Origin of the sequence: Bacillus sp. FSL W8-0640 (assembly GCF_038007725.1) — a bacterium.
Lineage (GTDB): Bacteria > Bacillota > Bacilli > Bacillales > Bacillaceae_G > Bacillus_A > Bacillus_A cereus.
The window spans coordinates 4,702,501-4,721,305 of record NZ_JBBOXT010000001.1; the positions used below are offsets into that span (position 1 = coordinate 4,702,501).

An 18,805-nucleotide genomic window follows, 5' to 3' on the forward strand; every position below is an offset into this window, starting at 1 on the left:
GTTTTCAAAGAACTACTTGGTCGCTCATTTGCGACTTCCTTATGTTAACATCTTCGTTTTTCGATGTCAACTAAGTTTTTCAATTTCTTTTTTGTCGTTTTCTGCGTTTCCGCATCAGCGACGGTTATTAATATATCATGGTGAAAAATGAAATGCAACACCTTTTATAAACTTTTTTTAAAACTGCCCACATTTCTTTTTTTATATCATATACTTAAACGAAATATCTCTTTCATGTATGAGCAATTCCTACATATATTTTATATAAAGTTACTCTATCAAAAGACGTTTCTTTCTATAATAAGCGTTTTATTCATATAGCATATCATACAAGGAGGAATATATATGGACTATACCGATTTATTAATCAAACTAGGTCTCTCGGCTATTTTAGGATTTGCCATTGGTTTAGAACGCGAATTAAAACGGAAACCACTTGGTTTAAAAACGTGTTTAGTTATTTCTATTATTAGTTGCCTCCTAACGATTGTTTCTATTAAAGCAGCTTATAACTTACCACATACCGATCATATGAATATGGATCCACTTCGACTTGCCGCTCAAATTGTATCAGGAATTGGTTTTTTAGGTGCTGGCGTAATTTTAAGAAGAGGCAACGATAGCATTGCAGGGCTCACGACTGCCGCTATGATCTGGGGTGCTTCTGGTATTGGTATTGCTGTTGGGGCCGGATTCTATATTGAAGCGATATTCGGAATGTGTTTCCTTATGATTAGTGTTGAACTTATACCACTCGCGATGAAATATGTAGGTCCTAGATCATTTCGTCAACGTGATATCGCTGTGAAACTTGTTGTACGAAATATGGACAATATCCCAATCGTAATTGAAGAAATAAAAGAAATGGATATAAAAGTTAAGAATATGAAGCTTAAAACATTAGAAAACGGTTCTCACTATTTACATCTTAAACTGTCCATTGATCAAAAAAGACATACCGCTGATGTTTACTATGCTCTCCAGCATCTTGAAAGTGTCCAACAAACTGAAGTGGAAAGTATGTAACGTAAAACAAACTCTCTTTAATTAGAGAGTTTTTCTTTTTTCTATAATGGCAACAATGAATGTAGTCCTACAAAGTAAGGAGGAATAGGCAATTGAAATCCCGTCCGAATTTAGTAGATACATTTCGTGATTCCATTATTTTTCGTTTAATTTGTTTTATTATTGTACTGACTGCTTTTTCCGGTTTTCTTATACATAGATTAGAACCTTTTCATTTCACTACATGGTTTGACGGAATTTGGTGGTCAATCGTTACCATTTTTACAGTTGGATATGGCGACTTTGCTCCCCATACGACGATAGGAAAACTAATAGGTATAAGTATTATTTTATTAGGAACTGGCTTTTGTTCTTATTATATGGTGCTGTTTGCTACTGAAATGATTAATAAACAATATATGAAAATTAAAGGTGAAGAAGCCGCTACTTCTAACGGTCATATGATTATCGTTGGCTGGAATGAGCGCGCAAAACATGTTGTAAAGCAAATGCACGTATTACAACCAAACCTTGATATCGTTTTAATTGATGAAACACTTTCTTTACTCCCAAAACCATTTCATCATTTAGAATTTATAAAAGGTTGTCCGCATCACGATCAAACTTTATTAAAGGCTAATATTGCAACGGCACACACCATATTAATAACAGCTGATAAAGAAAAAAACGAAAGCTTAGCGGATACACAGTCCATTTTAAATATTTTAACTGCAAAAGGGCTCAACCCAAACATTCACTGCATCGCTGAACTTCTTACTTCTGAACAAATACAAAATGCAACGAGAGCTGGCGTGTCAGAAATTATAGAAGGAAATAAATTAACGAGCTATGTATTTACCGCTTCTCTTTTATTCCCTTCCATTTCAGGTGTACTATTTTCACTTTACGACGAAATCTCTGATAATAAATTACAACTGATGGAGCTTCCATCGTCCTGCACCGGACAAACTTTTGCCAATTGTAGCTATACTCTTTTAAAGCAAAACATTCTCTTACTAGGTATAAAGCGCGACGAACAATATATGATTAATCCAGTTCATTCCTTTGTTCTCATTGAAAGCGACATACTCATTGTTATTCACCATTAGTAAAATGACGCTCTAATTCTTGCATGAGCACTTTCCCAATATTGATATGTTTTCTTTTCACATCTCCATCTGGATCTTTCGGCTCAGCAAATTGATCCATTCCACTTGTTCCAGCTGTTAAAGTATTCACATTATCATCTAGTTCGTCTTGATATACGTGCGAAAGAATATACGGCGTTCCAAGACGAACTATTACGCCTGGTACATCTAGTTCTCCATCAATGGCTGTAAATGGAACTCGTAAAAATTGATACCCATCTTCTTCATCGATTTTGTAATCGAAGCATCCTTTATCATAATCCCAATTACCACCAATGCTATATCCAAGTGGTTTCATAATCTCTTCTAACTTATATAACGCATATGTACGTCCTTCTAAATTTGATTGAATCGGAATCAAGCCCATCCCTCCTAGACTTTTCCTTTAGCATACCCACTTTAGTTTGAATATACTGATGGACTTTTCGATAAAATAATAAAAAGCGACCGGATTCCGGTCGCTTTTTATTATTTTAAACGCTCTTCTAATTCTGCTTTTAATTCTTCAAATCCTGGTTTACCAAGTAAAGCAAACATGTTTTTCTTATATGCTTCTACTCCAGGTTGGTCAAATGGATTCACGCCTAATAAGTAGCCGCTCATCGCACATGCTTTTTCGAAGAAGTATACAAGGTAACCGAATGTGTACTCATTTAATTCAGGAATATTGACGATTAAGTTTGGTACTCCCCCGTCGCTATGTGCAAGTAATGTACCTTCGTATGCTTTTGTGTTTACGAAGTCTACGGTTTCACCAGCAAGGTAGTTTAATCCGTCTAAATCGTTTTCTTCTGATTCGATTGTTAGTTCATGTGTAGATTTACCTACTTTAAGAACTGTTTCAAATAAGTCACGACGACCTTCTTGAACGTATTGACCTAATGAGTGTAAATCAGTTGAGAAGTTTGCTGAAGATGGGAAAATACCTTTTTGATCTTTTCCTTCACTTTCACCAAATAACTGTTTCCACCACTCAGCGAAGTATTGAAGTGCTGGTTCATAGTTAACAAGCATTTCAATTGTTTTTCCTTTATTGTATAAAGCGTTACGAACTACTGCATATTGGTAAGCTGGATTTTCTTCTAGTTCTGATGTTCCGAAGTCATCACGACCAGCAGCTGCACCTTTCATCATCTCTTCAATATTTAAGCCACTTACTGCGATTGGTAATAAACCAACTGGCGTTAATACAGAGAAACGACCTCCAACATCATCTGGAATAACAAATGTTTCGTAACCTTCGTTATCAGCTAATGTTTTTAATGCACCACGCGCTTTATCTGTAGTTGCATAAATACGTTTGCGAGCTTCTTCTTTTCCATACTTTTCTTCTAATAACTTACGGAAGATACGGAATGCTAGTGCTGGCTCTGTTGTTGTACCTGATTTGGAAATAACGTTAATAGAGAAGTCTTTACCTTCTAATACGTCCATTAAATCTTTCATGTAAGTGGAGCTAATGTTTTGTCCAACAAATAGCACTTGTGGAGTTTTACGTTGTTCTTTAGAAAGCGTGTTGTAGAAAGAATGGTTTAACATTTCGATTGCTGCACGTGCTCCTAAGTAAGAACCACCGATACCTACAACAAGTAAAATGTCAGAGTCATTTTTAATTTTTTCTGCGCATTTTTGAATGCGAGCAAATTCTTCTTTGTCATATTGAAGCGGAAGGTCTACCCACCCAAGGAAATCGTTCCCAGCTCCAGTTTTTTCGTGGATTGCGTGATGTGTTACTTTCACTGCATCACGTAAATAAGTGATTTCATGTTCACCGATGAAGGATAACGCTTTAGAATAGTCGAACGTTACATGTGTACTCATCTTTTTCCCTCCAATTATGGATATGTATTTCTGTATTCACTTTAGCGAAACTGAAGTTGTAAATCAAGCGATTCAAACATTGTAAACGTAACCAATATATATTTTTTAGAAAAAGTTCATTTTTTGCATAAAAATTCGCGTTTTTCGGTATAGATGTATATACATCTTCTTTCAAACATTTTTTATGTATAAAAACAACATAACTACCCCATTCTATAAAAGAGTTAATTAACTCATCGCTTGCTCATGCTTCACAATTAAGGGGGGCTTTTTCATGAGTACTTTACAACGTATCGCATTAGTCTTTACTGTAATTGGCGCTGTGAACTGGGGACTAATCGGGTTTTTCCAGTTTGACTTAGTAGCAGCCATTTTCGGTGGACAAAATTCAGCTCTTGCACGTATTATTTACGGCATCGTTGGTATATCTGGGCTTATCAACCTTGGTTTACTGTTTAAACCATCTGAAAATCTTGGTACGCACCCAGAAACAAACGAAATTCGATAATCAGTATGTCCTTTCACCTCCGACATACGAATATGATTGCATGCAATCATATTTGCAAATATATATCATAAGATAAAGTAAAAGAGGAACGCTCATATGCGTTCCTCTTTTACTTTGTTAACTCGGACTCTTCAATCCATTCTGCCAACTTTTCTCGCAGCGTATTAAATCCGTTTTCAGATGGGTTCGGTATAAGAATCCTTCCTTGTTTTCTTTTCGCCGCTTTTAACGATAAACTCATTTTTCTGTGCTCTTCATCAATTGAAAGTACCTTTACTTCTACTGTATCGCCGACCTTTAAAAAGTCATGAATATCCTTTACATATCCATTTGTAATTTCAGATATATGCACAAGCCCTTGTGTTTCTGCATCTAACGCTACAAACGCACCGTAATCTTGAATTCCAGTCACTTTCCCTGTTACAACCACTCCTGTTGTATATTGTTCTGACATATGAAACACTCCCATACGTTTACCATTCTCTCTACAATTATAGAGAGCAAAGCAGATATATTTATTTTAAATATCCGATTGGTTAGTACGCATTCTAGATAACGTTATCTAGAATGCGTATACCTTATATTAGTAAATTATACCACTATGACAGAACTCATTCAAAATTCATGAAAAATTTCCCTTAAAGAAGTATAATTATCCAATATTGGGATAGAATACTAACACATGGCTTTCTAGTATTCCCCCCCTTTTATGGACAAAACGTATTACGTTTTGTCCTTTTTTTATTCTCTACAAACCGTTCCATTCTCTTCATTGCTTCCATAAGTTGTTCAAGCGATGTTGCATAAGAACAACGAATAAAACCTTCACCACTTTCGCCAAATACGCTACCAGGGACAACAGCCACTTTTTCTTCCAGCAATAACTGTTCTGCAAATTCCGCTGAAGATAATCCTGTTGAAGATATAGAAGGGAAAACATAAAATGCTCCGCCTGGCACATGACACGTTAAACCCATTTCATTGAAAGATTTCGTCATGAAGTTACGACGCTTCTTATAACTATCTCTCATTCGAATCACTTCATCGTTCCCTGCCCGTAACGCCTCAAGTGCTGCAAACTGAGACATCGTCGGTGCACACATCATTGAATACTGATGGATTTTGAGCATTAATTCTGAAAATTGAACAGGAGCTGCAATCATACCGAGACGCCATCCTGTCATCGCAAACCCTTTTGAAAATCCCGAAATTAAAATCGTATGTTCACGCATATTTTTAATACTCGCGAAACTTGTATATACTTCGTCGTATACAAGCTCTGCATAAATTTCATCAGATAATACAATTAGATTGTACTTCTCAACAATCACTGCTATTTCTTCAAGCTCGGATTTATTTAGCATTGCACCTGTCGGGTTATTTGGTGAACAAAGCAAAATCGCCTTTGTTTTCGCTGTAATAGCTGCTTCAATTTGTTCTGGTAGTACTTTAAACTCATTTTCTAAAGTAGTCGCCACAGGAACTGGAACTCCTCCAGCTAATGTCACAAGTGGTGCATAAGAAACGAAGCTTGGTTCAATAATGAGCACTTCATCATCAGGATTTATAATGGCGCGCATCGCTACATCTAACGCCTGGCTCGCTCCAACTGTAACAATGATTTCATCACTTGGGTCATAAGATACTGCAAATTGTTTTTTTAGATACTTTGCTATTTCTTGACGGAGCTCTAATAATCCTGCATTTGCTGTATATGACGTATACCCTTGTTCCAAAGAACGAATACATGCTTTCCTTACATTCCAAGGGGTAACAAAATCTGGCTCTCCTACCCCGAGGGAAATAACACCTTTCATATTTGCTGCTAAATCAAAAAATTTTCGAATACCAGATGGTTTTAAAGATTCTGCTGATCTAGATAGTTCAAATTGCTTCATGGTGTCACCACAATTCGCTTATCATCATCGTCTTTTTCATAAATAACACCCTCATGTTTATACTTCTTCAAAATGAAATGAGTAGTTGTAGAAACGACAGATTCAATTGTTGCTAATTTCTCAGAAACAAACATCGCTACTTCCCCCATCGTTTTCCCTTCTAATGTAATAGAAAGATCATATGTCCCTGACATTAAATAAACGGATTTCACTTCTGAATAACGATAAATTTGCTCAGCAACCGCATCAAATCCAACGCCGTGCTTTGGCGTAACTTTCACATCGATCATTGCCGTTAAACCTGTATGTTCTTTCACTTTCGTCCAATCGATATGTGTTACATAATCCACAATAATCTTTTCATTTTCTAATCTCGCAACCATCTTCTTTACTTCTTCTACTTCTATATTTAACAGCTTCGCTAATGTATCTACAGATAATCGACTACTCTTTTCAAGACAAGCTAATAATTCTAATTCTTTTTCTGTCACCATATAAATCATCCTTCCTTTTCGTTTGTGTCTAAATTATACAAATACCCTTTCAAGTTTGAAAAGAAGATTTTTCTATTGAATTATGTCAAAATAAAGTGAAACTTTAATCAGCGGAAAAATGCGGGATAAAGCGAAAGGGGATGGAACCGTGAAACCAAAAGTTTATATTGCTGAACCAGTTCCAACATTTGTAGAAAACTATTTATCAGAACACTGTGATTATGAAAAATGGGATCAAAATGAGAAAGTACCTCGTGATGTTCTATTAGAGAAAATACAAGATAAAGATGGGTTATTAAATTTCGGATCTGCTATTAATGAAGAATTACTGACAGTAGCTCCTAACTTAAAAGTAGTGAGCAACATTTCTGTTGGTTACGATAATTTTGATTTACAAGCGATGAAAAACCGAAATGTTATCGGAACGAATACACCATACGTATTAGATGATACAGTAGCTGATCTCGTTTTCGCCCTTATGTTATCAGCTGGGCGCCGCGTTTGCGAACTCGATTCTTACGTGAAAAATGGTGAATGGAACGCTGAAATCGGAAAAGAACACTTCGGACTAGATGTACACCATAGCACAATTGGTATTATCGGTATGGGCCGAATTGGAGAAGCCGTTGCAAAACGAGCAAAATTCGGATTTGATATGAATGTTCTTTACTATAACCGCCGTCGTAAAGAAGAAGCTGAACAAAAATTCGATGCTACATATTGTGATTTACAGACGCTACTGAAGCAGTCTGACTTTATTGTTCTTCTTACTCCATTAACAGATGAAACATATCACCTTATCGGAGAAAAGGAATTTTCATTAATGAAAGACACAGCAATCTTCATTAATGCTTCTCGCGGCAAAACAGTAGATGAAAAAGCGTTAATCCATGCTTTAACAGAAAAGAAAATCTTTGCAGCAGGTATCGATACATTTACACAAGAGCCGATTCAAAAAGATAATCCACTCTTATCATTACAAAATGTTGTGACTTTACCACATATCGGATCTGCAACATTAAAAACTCGTCAGCAAATGGCCATGACCGCCGCTGAAAATTTAGTTGCAGGGTTACAAGGAAAAACACCGCCTAATATTGTTCGCGGGTAATACTGAATAAACGAAAGGCAAGATGACATCGTCATCTTGCCTTTTTTTGTTAACATATTTTCTTCTTCCTTGGAGATGATATGAACAAAAATCAATGGAGTGACAAAAAATGAATCATAAATATACTTGTCCTTATTTCACTTTTTCCACTCGCGGCACTACTGTTCATTACGAATTGTATGAACATGATAATAAAACAGAACGTCCTACTTTCATACTCGTTCACGGCTTTTTATCTTCCTCATTCAGTTACCGCCGTCTAATTCCTTTACTATCGAAGGAAGGAACAGTCATTGCTCTTGATTTGCCACCGTTCGGAAAAAGTGATAAGTCTCATCTGTTTAAGTATTCTTATCACAATTTAGCAACGATTATTATTGATTTAATTGAACATTTATCTCTCTCAAACATTGTATTAGTTGGGCATTCTATGGGTGGGCAAATTTCTCTCTATGTAAACCGTATACGTCCTGAACTCATTTCAAAGACGATTTTACTATGTAGCTCGAGCTATTTAGCTCGCGCAACCTTACCTTTACTATACTCTTCTTATTTACCGTTCTTTCATTTATACGTAAAGAACTGGATTATAAGGCGCGGCATTGTTCATAACTTAATGAATGTCGTTCATGATCACTCATTAATTGACGATGAAATGAAAAAAGGTTACTCCGCTCCTTTTTATGACGACCGTATATTTCCCGCTTTAACTCGCATGATACGAGACCGTGAAGGTGACTTATCTTCAACTGAATTACAAAAAATCGAAACACCTATCCTACTCATTTGGGGTGAAAAAGACCGCGTCGTCCCTGTACATGTAGGTCATCGTCTACACAAAGATTTACCGAATTCAAAATTTATTTCTTACGAAAATACAGGACATTTACTACCTGAAGAAAAGCCTGAACATGTTTATGAAGAGATTATCGCTTTTTCCGCGCAATAAAATGAAGCTTTAATCAGCCCCCACCTAACTTCTTTGCTTCCGCTGAATTTTGAGGTGAGGGTCTTACTACCCAGCAAATAGCGGGATAATATAAAAAAGGCTGTCGGAAATCCCGACAGCCTATAATGAACAGCTTCCGCCTTCTTTTATTACAAGTAATTCCACAGCTAATTTCTCACATTTTTCAAGCGCAGGTACTTCCTCAAAAGACATAAAGTATATATGTTGAATCTTCTTTGCGATGTATTTTGGATCGTCAAACACACTTATGACGCTCACAACATCGCTCGCTTCTGTTTCATAAAACTCCGGTCCCATTTGAAACGGATCCCAATTCTTCACAACCTCTATCATCTTTTCATATGTACCCATTCGCTTCCCGCCTTTTCACTTTTTAATACTTTTCTTTATCCTATCACATCAGCTATTCTATAAGAAGAGAGAGAACTTTCATAACTTATTGGTTTTACAGAAGAAGGGAGCAAACTTATGCAACTATTTCATAAAGCAATCAATCGACGTGGAACGCATAGTATAAAATGGGATACATATAAAAACGAAGAACTTATCCATGCTTGGATTGCTGATATGGATTTTGAAGTACCAAAACCAATTCAAACTGCCTTAAAACAACGAATCGAACATCCGATTTTTGGCTATACACTTCCTCCCGAAAATATTGGAGATATTATTTGTAACTGGACAAAACAACAATACAACTGGGATATTCAAAAAGAATGGATTGTCTTTAGCGCCGGAATCGTTCCAGCTCTTAGTACGAGCATACAGGCTTTCACCAAAGAAAACGAATCTGTTCTCGTACAACCACCTATTTATCCTCCATTTTTCGAAATGGTCACAACAAACAACAGGCAGTTATGCGTGAGTCCATTACAGAAACAAAATGATACATATGTGATAGACTTCAAGCATTTAGAAAAGCAGTTTCAGCAAGGCATCAAACTCATGCTTCTTTGTAGCCCTCATAACCCAATCGGACGCGTTTGGACGAAAAAGGAACTTGTGCAGCTCGGATCGTTATGTACTAAATATGACGTAATCGTTGTGGCGGATGAAATTCATTCCGATATCATTTATGCAGACCATACACATACACCGTTCGCTTCTTTATCTGAAGAATTAGCAGCTCGCACGATTACTTGTATGGCTCCAAGTAAAACATTTAATATCGCTGGATTACAAGCGTCGATCATTATCATTCCAAACCAAAAACTCCGTCACGCCTTTACTGCTATCCAGTATAGACAGGGCTTCCACGGGTTAAATATCTTCGCTTATACAGCGATGCAAAGTGCCTATACAGAATGTAATGATTGGCTAAACGAAATTCGATTATATATAGAAGATAATGCTCAATTTGCTTATGAATATATTAAAACTCACATACCTGCTCTTTCCGTAACGAAGCCAGAAGGTAGCTTTTTATTATGGATTGATTGTTCTCGTCTAAAGCTTTCTCAAAACGAGCGTACCGCACTACTTGAGGAAAAAGGAAAAATCATCGTTGAACCTGGTGAGAAATACGGGTTAGGTGGCGAAGAACATATTCGAATTAACATCGGCTGTCCACGATCTGTTTTAGAAGAAATTTTAAACAGACTGCATCATACGTTTTCATAATAAGAAAGGAGTCTGCCCCTAATCATTCTTGGGGCAGACTCCTTTGTCATATTTTGTCGGTAAGTCGATATATTTCAATAATCGCTGATATATTTCAAGTTACGGTCGATATATTCCAATAATCGCCGATATAATTTGAGTTACAGTCGATATATTCCAATAATCGCTGATATATTTTCAATTACATTTCACAAAGAAAGCTACCATTCACGGTAGCTTTTACTTTTTCTTCATATCCGATGCTTTTTTTACAATTACGCCACAAGCAATTCGATCCCCTGATTTACCTGTCGGTTGTGTCATACCATCATCAGGGGTTTCTGTAATAATAATAGACGCTCCATCTTTTCTATGAATCGTCGTTTTCCCTTCTTCAAGTGTAATGTGAGGTGCATCGATTTCTGCTTTAATCTTTCCAGAACCATCTGCAACTACGTTCGGTAAATCACCGTTTTCTGCACCCTTCGGATTAAGGAGTCCATGCTTTTTATTATCAGGATTAAAATGATTCCCAGATGATTCAAATCGTGGTGCTTTACACTCACCAATTTCGTGCACATGTATGCCGTGCGGGCCTGGCGTGAAACCTTCCCCTTTAATCTTAATTTTCACTCCGCTTGTTTGCTGAGTTACTTTCGCAGTCCCCACTTCATCACCTGAAGCATTATGTAATTTCACGTCAATTTCTTTCGGCTTTCCTTGGTCACAACCTGCCATCAGAAATAGTAAACAACAACTGAAAAAAAGCCGTTTTTTCATTTTATTCCCTCCAAAATATATTCTGCCCTTAGATTGTCCGAGCATAGAAGGAAACATACAAAAATGAGTTACTGTTTCTTTTCAGCTAATAGTTTTTCTTCAACTTTCTGTAATCGGTCTGCTTCTCTTTTTGATATACGAATAAACATGCGCCACGTGGCAATAGCACCGATAATAAATAGAACGCAAACAATCCCTGGAATAATATATTCTGTTTTATCTTCCGGAAAATATAAAGGCATCATATAGAACACTCCTTATTATAGGATTTATAAAACATCAGAATTTTCTGTTATATCATTTTAAATTATAGTGCAACCTACCCATATTCTCAAGGGGCGTTCTGAAAACGAAGGATTTCTTTGACTCCTTCCCTCACTTTCCTTACTATAAACTTGAGGTGAAAAATATGAGAGAAACATTTGAAATTGGTGAAATCGTTACTGGTATTTATAAAACAGGAAAATACATTGGCGAGGTTACAAATAGCCGCCCTGGCAGTTACGTCGTAAAAGTATTAGCTGTTTTAAAACATCCGGTGCAAGGTGACTTACATAACGTAAAACAAGCTGACGTACCATTTTTCCACGAAAGACGTGCTTTAGCTTTTCGTGAGCAAACGAACATTCCAGAACAAATGGTGAAGAAATATGAAGGAGAAATTCCGGATTATACAGATTCACTAAAATTAGCATTAGAAACTCAAATGAATTCATTTTCTGAAGATGATTCACCTTTTGCAGAGCGTAGTCTAGAAACATTAGAACAGTTAAAGAAAGACTACAAACTCTAAAAAACAAAACGACCAAATTACATAATGTGCAATTTGGTCGTTACTGTGTGCTCACTTTCTTTAACACTTTTGAAAAATCAACAAGTTCTCCTAATGTTGGAGGTGCTGGTTTTACTAAATACTCTTTATCTTTTTCTACTAGTTTAAAAATGTTGTACGTCGTCATTGCATCATCAAGCGCACAATGATGCTTCCCTGTCCCTACTTTTCCATACGCCTCAATTGCTTTCCATAATCCTGTTTGATTTCTTTCTCCAAAAAACTTCTTATACTCAAGCGATAAATCACGACACTGTCCGAAGAATGGAAAAGCTATCCCTGCCATTTCACAATTATGCTTCAGCACTTTCATATCCATATTTCCCCACGTTACAATTGTCGGTTTACATTTCGTTTCGTATTCTGAAAGCTTCTTAACGAGTTCAGGAAATGAAATCCCTTTATCCACGACTTCTTGTTTTATTCCTAAAAACTTCTTACATCGATCCGTTAAAGAGGGAAATGTTTTCGGCCTAACATGTGATGAATACGTATCTTCTACCTTACAGCCAGCAACTGAAACGAGTCCTACCTCAATAATCTCTGGAAAAAATCCTTTCGGTTTCTTTCTATGCTGGGGCATCGTAAACTCAAAGTCTAAAAATAAAAATCGTTGTTCATCCATACGATCCCTTCCTTATCATTTTTGTCATTCCTTTCTATTTGACACTCCTACACGAACAAGCTCGAATGCTAATTCCATTTTAAATATTCAGATTGGATGTATCTTATATATATGTCAAATGCCCACAAATATTTTAAAAAATAAGAAAAAATGACCTATGCAGAAAATATGACAAAATCTCTCCTTTCATTTACATCCGCCATTTTCCTACTTTATAATGACGTTATGTGTGTTTCTTCTAGAGCATTTTTGACACACTAAGAAAAAGTGAATGAAAGGAGATGAGATTTTTGCACGAAACAACGCAAGAACTCGCTAACTGGCAGTATTATTTTGCTATCGCAGTCTTTTTAATTACATATGCCATTATTATTTCTGAAAAAATTAATCGCGCTGTCATCGCACTTCTTGGTGCGGCACTCATGGTAATTGTGGGGGTCGTCGATTTACATAACGCCTTTACGAAACATATTGAATGGGGAACGATTACGCTACTCATCGGTATGATGATTTTGGTGAACATTACGAGTAAATCAGGTGTCTTCCAATACGTTGCCATTAAAGCGGCAAAAGGAGCGCAAGGAAATCCAATTAAAATTTTAATTTCACTTTCCTTACTTACCGCGCTTGGCTCCGCATTTTTAGATAACGTTACAACTGTACTTCTTGTTGTTCCAGTTACTTTATCTATTACGCGCATACTGCAAGTAAATCCTGTTCCTTATTTACTTTCTGAAATTATTTTTTCAAACATTGGAGGAACAGCAACATTAATTGGTGATCCACCTAACATTATGATTGGTTCTGCAAATAAGCATTTAGACTTCAATGCTTTCCTATTGAATCTAGCACCAATTGTAATTATTATTATTGCAGTTACAGCGATAATACTTTACTTCATGTATCGCAAACAATTAATTGCCGATCCTGTACAAGTTAAAAAATTAATGAGCTTAGATGAAAAACAATACATTAAAGACCCAGTATTAATGAAAAAATCTTTAACGGTACTTGGACTTACGATTGTAGGTTTCATGACTCATTCTATTTTCCATATCGATGCCGCTATTATCGCCTTAACTGGTGCTACTGTACTTATGTTAATTGGTGTGAAAGAGCATGAAATTGAAGAAGTATTTGCAAGCGTAGAGTGGGTAACAATCTTCTTCTTCGCAGGGTTATTCGTACTTGTTGGAGGACTTATCGATATCGGTCTTATCAAAATGTTAGCTCAAAAAGTAATTGGTATAACAGGCGGAGATATTTCTTACGCATCCATCCTTATTTTATGGGTATCTGGTATCGCCTCTGCAACAATTGATAACATCCCATTCGTCGCAACAATGATTCCACTTATTAACGATATGGCAGTTGGGCTAGGCTTATCACCATCTGACGCACAAATCGATGTATTATGGTGGGCATTAGCACTAGGTGCTTGTCTGGGCGGAAACGGAACATTAATCGGAGCTTCTGCTAACGTAATCGTTGCAGGTATCGCGAGCCGCGAAGGACATAAATTTAGTTACATGGACTTCCTAAAAGTCGGTTTCCCAATTATGATCGTTTCATTAATCATTTCTCACATTTATATTTATTTACGCTACCTTATGTAGTAGAAAAAGCGCTCTGATAATCAGGGCGCTTTTTTACTTATAGCTACTTATCAACAAAAATGAAAAATCTACCCTTTATATCTCACCGGTTCATTTCGAATAATAAATAAGTGAATCGGTAAGAACACCGAAAATGTGATTACATGAATAATCGTAAATAATATAGAGTTCGTTCCGTATCTGTCTAAAATAGCGTAGATAAGATAAATGGACAATACAATCGATACAGCTGTTGCTAGTAAACTTATAATTGGTACGAAATTAAAAATGAAACATGCAACATATATGCCGAATACTTTCCACCCTGCTTCTTCTTTCAAAAAATCTGGTAATTTATCTTTCGCTAAGTCCCCCCACGTCTTACTATTCAAAAACGGAATAAACGCAAGCACCCCGTCCGTTGCACCATCATTTTTCGCCATCGAATAAAGTGCAAAAGCCGTTAACAAATATGAAATAATTGCCCAAATCAATATAACAAGAATAAACGCAAAACTAAGAGCAAAGAAACCTGCTAGTACGCCTTGATCCTCCATCTTATCCTCTCCTCTCTACTTTCAACATATTTCATTACATTGCAAGTTATGTTTTAAAATTTATCCAAACTCTTTGTATAATAAGAGAAGAAAGAGAATAAGAGAGGAGAAACACGTATGCATCCATTTGTAAAAGCATTACAAGAGCATTTTACAGCTCATCAAAATCTTGAAAAAGCAGAACCCATGGCTCGTTATATGAAAAATCACTTCCCATTTCTAGGTATTCAAACACCGGAAAGACGCCAATTATTAAAAGACATCATTCAAATACATACTCTCCCAGATAAAAGAGACTTCCAAATTATCGTACGTGAACTTTGGGACTTACCAGAACGTGAATTCCAAGCGGCTGCACTTGATATTATGCAAAAATATAAAAAGCATATAAACGAAACACATATCCCCTTCTTAGAAGAATTGATTGTAACAAAATCTTGGTGGGACACTGTCGATAGCATCGTACCTACATTTTTAGGTAATATCTTTTTACAACATCCAGAATTGATTTCTGCCTATATCCCAAAATGGATTGCATCAGATAACATTTGGTTACAACGTGCCACTATTTTATTCCAACTCAAATATAAACAAAAGATGGATGAAGAACTTCTTTTCTGGATTATTGGACAACTACATTCTTCAAAAGAATTTTTCATTCAAAAAGCAATTGGCTGGGTCCTTCGTGAATATGCAAAAACAAATCAGGATGTAGTTTGGGAATACATGCAAAACAATGAGCTCGCTCCATTAAGTAAGCGTGAAGCAATTAAGCATATTAAGCAAAATTACGGAATAAATAATGAAAAAATAGGCGAGACTCTATCATAGATAGACGCGTTCCTCTATTGAGATTTAAAAAAGAACGTGTTAGAATATGTTCATTATTATTAATATAAGTAGCGATGACGGACTTATAAGTACTTGCATAAAAAGCGATTCAGGGATAGTGAAAGCCTGAAGACGCAAGGAAACGGCAGTCTCGAGCAATACATGATAAAGTGGATGCACCTTTTGTGTATCAACTAGGGTGGAACCGCGGGCAAACGCTCGTCCCTAGGCAAATAAGCCTTTGGATGAGCGTTTTTTTATGTTCTTTTTAACATATACTGCCCGTTTCCAAAGTATCAGAGTATGTCATCGCCAATACGTTAACTTTCAAAAGGAGGATTTTCTTATGTATTCAATGGAACAAGTTGTAAACTTAGCGAAACATCGCGGTTTTGTTTTCCCTGGTTCTGAAATTTACGGTGGTCTTGCAAACACTTGGGATTACGGTCCACTTGGAATCGAATTAAAAAATAATGTTAAAAAAGCTTGGTGGAAAAAATTCATTCAAGAATCTCCACACAACGTTGGTTTAGACGCAGCTATTTTAATGAACCCTAAAACTTGGATCGCTTCTGGTCACGTTGGTAACTTCAACGATCCAATGATCGACTGTAAAAAATGTAAAGCTCGTCACCGTGCTGACAAATTAATTGAGGATGCTTTAGATGCAAAAGGCATCGAAATGGTTGTTGACGGTCTTACTTTCGACCAAATGGCTGACTTAATGAAAGAACATGAAGTAAAATGTCCTGATTGCGGTAGTGAAGAATTTACTGAAATCCGTCAGTTCAACTTAATGTTCAAAACATTCCAAGGTGTTACAGAGTCTAGCACAAACGAAATCTTCCTTCGTCCTGAAACAGCACAAGGTATTTTCGTAAACTTCAAAAACGTTCAACGCTCTATGCGTAAAAAGCTTCCATTTGGTATCGGCCAAATCGGTAAGAGTTTCCGTAACGAAATCACACCTGGTAACTTCACATTCCGTACACGTGAATTTGAACAAATGGAACTTGAATTCTTCTGTAAGCCTGGTGAAGATTTAGAGTGGTTCGCATTCTGGCGTGAAACTTGTAAAAACTGGTTACTTTCACTTGGTATGTCTGAAGAGAGCATGCGTCTTCGTGACCACGGTGAAGAAGAGTTATCTCACTACAGTAATGCAACAACTGACATTGAATTCAAATTCCCATTCGGTTGGGGCGAACTTTGGGGCGTTGCATCTCGTACAGACTTCGACTTAAAACGTCACATGGAACACTCAAACGAAGACTTTAACTATATCGATCCACAAACGAATGAGCGTTACGTACCATACTGCATCGAGCCATCTTTAGGCGCAGACCGCGTAACATTAGCATTCTTATGTGATGCATATGAAGAAGAGCAATTAGAAAACGATTCTCGTACAGTTCTTCGTTTCCACCCTGCTTTAGCACCATACAAAGCAGCTATCTTACCATTATCTAAAAAGCTATCTGAAGGTGCTACTGAAGTATTCGCAGAATTAGCTAAAGACTTCATGGTAGACTTTGATGAAACTGGTTCTATCGGTAAACGTTACCGTCGTCAAGACGAAATCGGTACACCATTCTGTATCACATACGACTTCGACTCAGTTGAAGACAAAGCTGTTACAGTACGTGACCGTGACACAATGGAACAAGTTCGTATGCCAATTAGCGAACTAAAAGGTTTCTTAGAGAAGAAAATCCAGTTCTAATTATAAGAAAAAGAGGCTGCTCATAAGAGCGCCTCTTTTTTATTTTTCACGTTTTTCTTTAATTGCTACTGTACATCTTGATATACATAGTAAATCATCATTTTCATCAATAATGCGAACATCCCAAACCATTGTCGATTGTCCTCTATGTATTGGTGTTCCAATCGCTGTTACAATTCCATCTTTCTTTGAGCGAATGTGGTTCGCATTAATTTCTAATCCGAAACAAATACATTTTTCTTGATCAATTAAATTATATGAACCAACACTTGCCACTGTTTCTGCTAATGCAACCGATGCACCACCATGTAAAAATCCAAATGGCTGATGCGTACGCTCATCAACAGGCATCGTAGCAACCACCTTATCTTCTGTCATCTCTAACAACTCAATTCCAAGTGAATCCATTAAAGTTTTTGCCATATCGCTTCCCCCTTCTCTTACTTTAATTAAATGTATAATTTTACCTATTTATTTTCAAACTACTTATAACACTTATATAAGGAGGCTTCACCTAAATGAAACAGAAATTTTGTATATTACTGCTTATGTTCTCCTTGCTGACTATTGTACCAAATTGTGCAATAACAGCCAAAGCATCTAACCTGACAATCGATGTTAAGACTGTAACGCAAAAAGGTAAGAAACCTTATATAGAATATCAAATAAACAGGCCTTCTTTTCACGAATTTTCTGACTCTAAATTTCAAAATAAACTCAATTTATACTACAAAAAATCCACTGACAAATTTAAAACCAAATTAGAAAAAGAAGCAAAAAAATATTATAAAGAGACAGAAGGATCTAGTACACCATTTCATCCGTACGTAGCAAATGTTGATTATAAAGTCTCTTTAAACAAACCACCTTTTCTTAGCCTATATGTGAATTACTATCAATATACTGGTGGAGCACACGGTCTTTATACGTGGAAGGCAAATACATTCGATTTAAACGAAAAAAAGGTACTGCACTTAGACGATTTATTTGAACAAAAGGATAAATATAAAGATGTAATCCGTGCGGAGATTGTACGACAAATTAAACAAAATGAAAGCATTTATTTTCCTGATGCAACTGAAAAAGTAATGAGTATGAAAAAATTCCACTTCTTTTTAGAGCCAGACAATCTCGTCATTTATTTCCCTTTATATGAGATTGCTCCCTATTCAAGTGGAATTCCGCAATTTCGTATTCCATATACGTTGCTAAGAGACTATTTAAAGCCTTCTTATCAAAATATTTTGATTGACAACAAGTAAATATTTTCGCTACGATAATGTTAACCTAAAAACAACAGGAGGTTAA

General features: G+C 36.3%; 22 protein-coding genes. 11 read left to right on the plus strand and 11 right to left on the minus strand.

Annotated elements, in window-relative coordinates; genetic code table 11:
- Positions 1 to 345 precede the first annotated feature (345 nt).
- Positions 346 to 1,026, plus strand: a complete 681-nt coding sequence (locus N2V80_RS24440; RefSeq protein WP_000386676.1) for an MgtC/SapB family protein — start codon at positions 346 to 348, stop codon at positions 1,024 to 1,026.
- A gap of 92 nt (positions 1,027 to 1,118) precedes the next feature.
- Positions 1,119 to 2,114, plus strand: coding sequence for a potassium channel family protein (locus N2V80_RS24445; RefSeq protein WP_000842320.1), 996 nt, complete (start codon positions 1,119 to 1,121; stop codon positions 2,112 to 2,114).
- On the opposite strand, the gene N2V80_RS24450 is transcribed toward N2V80_RS24445, so the two are convergent.
- Both N2V80_RS24450 and N2V80_RS24455 read right to left on the minus strand, forming a co-directional pair.
- Positions 2,101 to 2,514, minus strand: a complete 414-nt coding sequence (locus N2V80_RS24450) for a YugN-like family protein (RefSeq protein ID WP_061655574.1) — start codon at positions 2,512 to 2,514, stop codon at positions 2,101 to 2,103. The two genes, N2V80_RS24445 and N2V80_RS24450, sit on opposite strands and share 14 nt — an antisense overlap.
- Before the next feature lie 107 nt (positions 2,515 to 2,621).
- On the minus strand, positions 2,622 to 3,974 hold the full coding sequence (locus tag N2V80_RS24455; protein WP_000103658.1) for a glucose-6-phosphate isomerase: 1,353 nt from the start codon (positions 3,972 to 3,974) through the stop codon (positions 2,622 to 2,624).
- 274 nt (positions 3,975 to 4,248) lie between these two features.
- On the opposite strand from N2V80_RS24455, the gene N2V80_RS24460 reads away from it, so the two are divergent.
- Positions 4,249 to 4,482, plus strand: coding sequence for a DUF378 domain-containing protein (locus N2V80_RS24460; protein ID WP_000105788.1), 234 nt, complete (start codon positions 4,249 to 4,251; stop codon positions 4,480 to 4,482).
- A gap of 109 nt (positions 4,483 to 4,591) precedes the next feature.
- Here N2V80_RS24460 and yugI read toward each other — a convergent pair whose 3' ends face one another.
- The 3 genes from yugI to N2V80_RS24475 all read right to left on the minus strand — a co-directional run bounded on the left by yugI (position 4,592) and on the right by N2V80_RS24475 (position 6,874).
- Positions 4,592 to 4,936, minus strand: a complete 345-nt coding sequence (gene yugI / locus N2V80_RS24465; RefSeq protein ID WP_000003764.1) for a S1 domain-containing post-transcriptional regulator GSP13 — start codon at positions 4,934 to 4,936, stop codon at positions 4,592 to 4,594.
- A gap of 253 nt (positions 4,937 to 5,189) precedes the next feature.
- Positions 5,190 to 6,380: an aminotransferase gene (locus tag N2V80_RS24470; RefSeq protein ID WP_061655573.1), complete on the minus strand. Its 1,191-nt coding sequence runs from the start codon at positions 6,378 to 6,380 to the stop codon at positions 5,190 to 5,192.
- On the minus strand, positions 6,377 to 6,874 hold the full coding sequence (locus N2V80_RS24475) for an Lrp/AsnC family transcriptional regulator (protein WP_000255696.1): 498 nt from the start codon (positions 6,872 to 6,874) through the stop codon (positions 6,377 to 6,379). The genes N2V80_RS24470 and N2V80_RS24475 overlap by 4 nt, the downstream gene beginning before the upstream one ends.
- 118 nt (positions 6,875 to 6,992) lie before the next feature.
- Here N2V80_RS24475 and N2V80_RS24480 point away from each other — a divergent pair, with 118 nt between their 5' ends.
- Positions 6,993 to 7,985 carry a 2-hydroxyacid dehydrogenase gene (locus tag N2V80_RS24480; protein ID WP_061655572.1) on the plus strand — a complete coding sequence of 331 codons (993 nt, stop codon included), beginning with the start codon at positions 6,993 to 6,995 and terminating at the stop codon, positions 7,983 to 7,985.
- Between the two features lie 109 nt (positions 7,986 to 8,094).
- Positions 8,095 to 8,934, plus strand: coding sequence for an alpha/beta fold hydrolase (locus N2V80_RS24485; RefSeq protein WP_001015858.1), 840 nt, complete (start codon positions 8,095 to 8,097; stop codon positions 8,932 to 8,934).
- A gap of 120 nt (positions 8,935 to 9,054) precedes the next feature.
- On the opposite strand, the gene N2V80_RS24490 is transcribed toward N2V80_RS24485, so the two are convergent.
- On the minus strand, positions 9,055 to 9,306 hold the full coding sequence (locus N2V80_RS24490) for a YugE family protein (protein ID WP_000537645.1): 252 nt from the start codon (positions 9,304 to 9,306) through the stop codon (positions 9,055 to 9,057).
- Between the two features lie 117 nt (positions 9,307 to 9,423).
- Here N2V80_RS24490 and N2V80_RS24495 point away from each other — a divergent pair, with 117 nt between their 5' ends.
- Entirely contained in the window at positions 9,424 to 10,575 is a 1,152-nt protein-coding gene (locus N2V80_RS24495) for a MalY/PatB family protein (RefSeq protein WP_061655571.1), read from the plus strand.
- 219 nt (positions 10,576 to 10,794) lie between these two features.
- Here the strand turns inward: N2V80_RS24495 and sodC are convergent, their stop codons facing one another.
- On the minus strand, positions 10,795 to 11,334 hold the full coding sequence (sodC, locus tag N2V80_RS24500) for a superoxide dismutase [Cu-Zn] (RefSeq protein WP_061655570.1): 540 nt from the start codon (positions 11,332 to 11,334) through the stop codon (positions 10,795 to 10,797).
- A gap of 68 nt (positions 11,335 to 11,402) precedes the next feature.
- Complete coding sequence (locus N2V80_RS24505; RefSeq protein WP_000982755.1) at positions 11,403 to 11,579, minus strand: hypothetical protein; 177 nt, start codon at positions 11,577 to 11,579, stop codon at positions 11,403 to 11,405.
- Positions 11,580 to 11,743: 164 nt separating this feature from the next.
- On the opposite strand from N2V80_RS24505, the gene N2V80_RS24510 reads away from it, so the two are divergent.
- A complete protein-coding gene (locus N2V80_RS24510) occupies positions 11,744 to 12,127 on the plus strand; it encodes a kinase-associated lipoprotein B (protein WP_001209340.1) in 384 nt (127 codons plus the stop codon).
- A 40-nt stretch (positions 12,128 to 12,167) separates the two neighbouring features.
- Here the strand turns inward: N2V80_RS24510 and kapD are convergent, their stop codons facing one another.
- Complete coding sequence (kapD, locus tag N2V80_RS24515) at positions 12,168 to 12,791, minus strand: 3'-5' exonuclease KapD (protein WP_000344358.1); 624 nt, start codon at positions 12,789 to 12,791, stop codon at positions 12,168 to 12,170.
- 290 nt (positions 12,792 to 13,081) lie between these two features.
- Between kapD and N2V80_RS24520 the strand changes: the two genes are divergently transcribed.
- Positions 13,082 to 14,407, plus strand: a complete 1,326-nt coding sequence (locus N2V80_RS24520; RefSeq protein ID WP_000545231.1) for an ArsB/NhaD family transporter — start codon at positions 13,082 to 13,084, stop codon at positions 14,405 to 14,407.
- 68 nt (positions 14,408 to 14,475) lie between these two features.
- Here the strand turns inward: N2V80_RS24520 and N2V80_RS24525 are convergent, their stop codons facing one another.
- Positions 14,476 to 14,943 (minus strand): hypothetical protein, encoded by a 468-nt coding sequence (locus N2V80_RS24525; RefSeq protein ID WP_061655569.1) that lies wholly within the window; start codon positions 14,941 to 14,943, stop codon positions 14,476 to 14,478.
- Between the two features lie 117 nt (positions 14,944 to 15,060).
- On the opposite strand from N2V80_RS24525, the gene N2V80_RS24530 reads away from it, so the two are divergent.
- A complete protein-coding gene (locus N2V80_RS24530; protein ID WP_061655568.1) occupies positions 15,061 to 15,774 on the plus strand; it encodes a DNA alkylation repair protein in 714 nt (237 codons plus the stop codon).
- Positions 15,775 to 16,120: 346 nt separating this feature from the next.
- Positions 16,121 to 17,497, plus strand: a complete 1,377-nt coding sequence (locus N2V80_RS24535; protein ID WP_000287147.1) for a glycine--tRNA ligase — start codon at positions 16,121 to 16,123, stop codon at positions 17,495 to 17,497.
- Between the two features lie 39 nt (positions 17,498 to 17,536).
- Here the strand turns inward: N2V80_RS24535 and N2V80_RS24540 are convergent, their stop codons facing one another.
- Positions 17,537 to 17,920 carry a hotdog fold thioesterase gene (locus N2V80_RS24540; protein ID WP_001140612.1) on the minus strand — a complete coding sequence of 128 codons (384 nt, stop codon included), beginning with the start codon at positions 17,918 to 17,920 and terminating at the stop codon, positions 17,537 to 17,539.
- 95 nt (positions 17,921 to 18,015) lie between these two features.
- On the opposite strand from N2V80_RS24540, the gene N2V80_RS24545 reads away from it, so the two are divergent.
- Positions 18,016 to 18,759: a DUF3298 and DUF4163 domain-containing protein gene (locus N2V80_RS24545; RefSeq protein WP_000810318.1), complete on the plus strand. Its 744-nt coding sequence runs from the start codon at positions 18,016 to 18,018 to the stop codon at positions 18,757 to 18,759.
- The last annotated feature ends 46 nt before the right edge of the window (positions 18,760 to 18,805 follow it).

What these genes read in the sequence shown, in the direction of transcription:
- N2V80_RS24440 (WP_000386676.1), top strand. Translation starts at nt 346, where the DNA reads ATGGACTATACCGATTTATTAATCAAACTAGGTCTCTCGGCTATTTTA.
- N2V80_RS24455 (WP_000103658.1), bottom strand. Translation starts at nt 3,974, where the DNA reads ATGAGTACACATGTAACGTTCGACTATTCTAAAGCGTTATCCTTCATC.
- N2V80_RS24460 (WP_000105788.1), top strand. Translation starts at nt 4,249, where the DNA reads ATGAGTACTTTACAACGTATCGCATTAGTCTTTACTGTAATTGGCGCT.
- yugI (WP_000003764.1), bottom strand. Translation starts at nt 4,936, where the DNA reads ATGTCAGAACAATATACAACAGGAGTGGTTGTAACAGGGAAAGTGACT.
- N2V80_RS24470 (WP_061655573.1), bottom strand. Translation starts at nt 6,380, where the DNA reads ATGAAGCAATTTGAACTATCTAGATCAGCAGAATCTTTAAAACCATCT.
- N2V80_RS24475 (WP_000255696.1), bottom strand. Translation starts at nt 6,874, where the DNA reads ATGGTGACAGAAAAAGAATTAGAATTATTAGCTTGTCTTGAAAAGAGT.
- N2V80_RS24480 (WP_061655572.1), top strand. Translation starts at nt 6,993, where the DNA reads ATGCGGGATAAAGCGAAAGGGGATGGAACCGTGAAACCAAAAGTTTAT.
- N2V80_RS24485 (WP_001015858.1), top strand. Translation starts at nt 8,095, where the DNA reads ATGAATCATAAATATACTTGTCCTTATTTCACTTTTTCCACTCGCGGC.
- N2V80_RS24490 (WP_000537645.1), bottom strand. Translation starts at nt 9,306, where the DNA reads ATGGGTACATATGAAAAGATGATAGAGGTTGTGAAGAATTGGGATCCG.
- N2V80_RS24495 (WP_061655571.1), top strand. Translation starts at nt 9,424, where the DNA reads ATGCAACTATTTCATAAAGCAATCAATCGACGTGGAACGCATAGTATA.
- sodC (WP_061655570.1), bottom strand. Translation starts at nt 11,334, where the DNA reads ATGAAAAAACGGCTTTTTTTCAGTTGTTGTTTACTATTTCTGATGGCA.
- N2V80_RS24505 (WP_000982755.1), bottom strand. Translation starts at nt 11,579, where the DNA reads ATGATGCCTTTATATTTTCCGGAAGATAAAACAGAATATATTATTCCA.
- N2V80_RS24510 (WP_001209340.1), top strand. Translation starts at nt 11,744, where the DNA reads ATGAGAGAAACATTTGAAATTGGTGAAATCGTTACTGGTATTTATAAA.
- kapD (WP_000344358.1), bottom strand. Translation starts at nt 12,791, where the DNA reads ATGGATGAACAACGATTTTTATTTTTAGACTTTGAGTTTACGATGCCC.
- N2V80_RS24525 (WP_061655569.1), bottom strand. Translation starts at nt 14,943, where the DNA reads ATGGAGGATCAAGGCGTACTAGCAGGTTTCTTTGCTCTTAGTTTTGCG.
- N2V80_RS24530 (WP_061655568.1), top strand. Translation starts at nt 15,061, where the DNA reads ATGCATCCATTTGTAAAAGCATTACAAGAGCATTTTACAGCTCATCAA.
- N2V80_RS24535 (WP_000287147.1), top strand. Translation starts at nt 16,121, where the DNA reads ATGTATTCAATGGAACAAGTTGTAAACTTAGCGAAACATCGCGGTTTT.
- N2V80_RS24540 (WP_001140612.1), bottom strand. Translation starts at nt 17,920, where the DNA reads ATGGCAAAAACTTTAATGGATTCACTTGGAATTGAGTTGTTAGAGATG.
- N2V80_RS24545 (WP_000810318.1), top strand. Translation starts at nt 18,016, where the DNA reads ATGAAACAGAAATTTTGTATATTACTGCTTATGTTCTCCTTGCTGACT.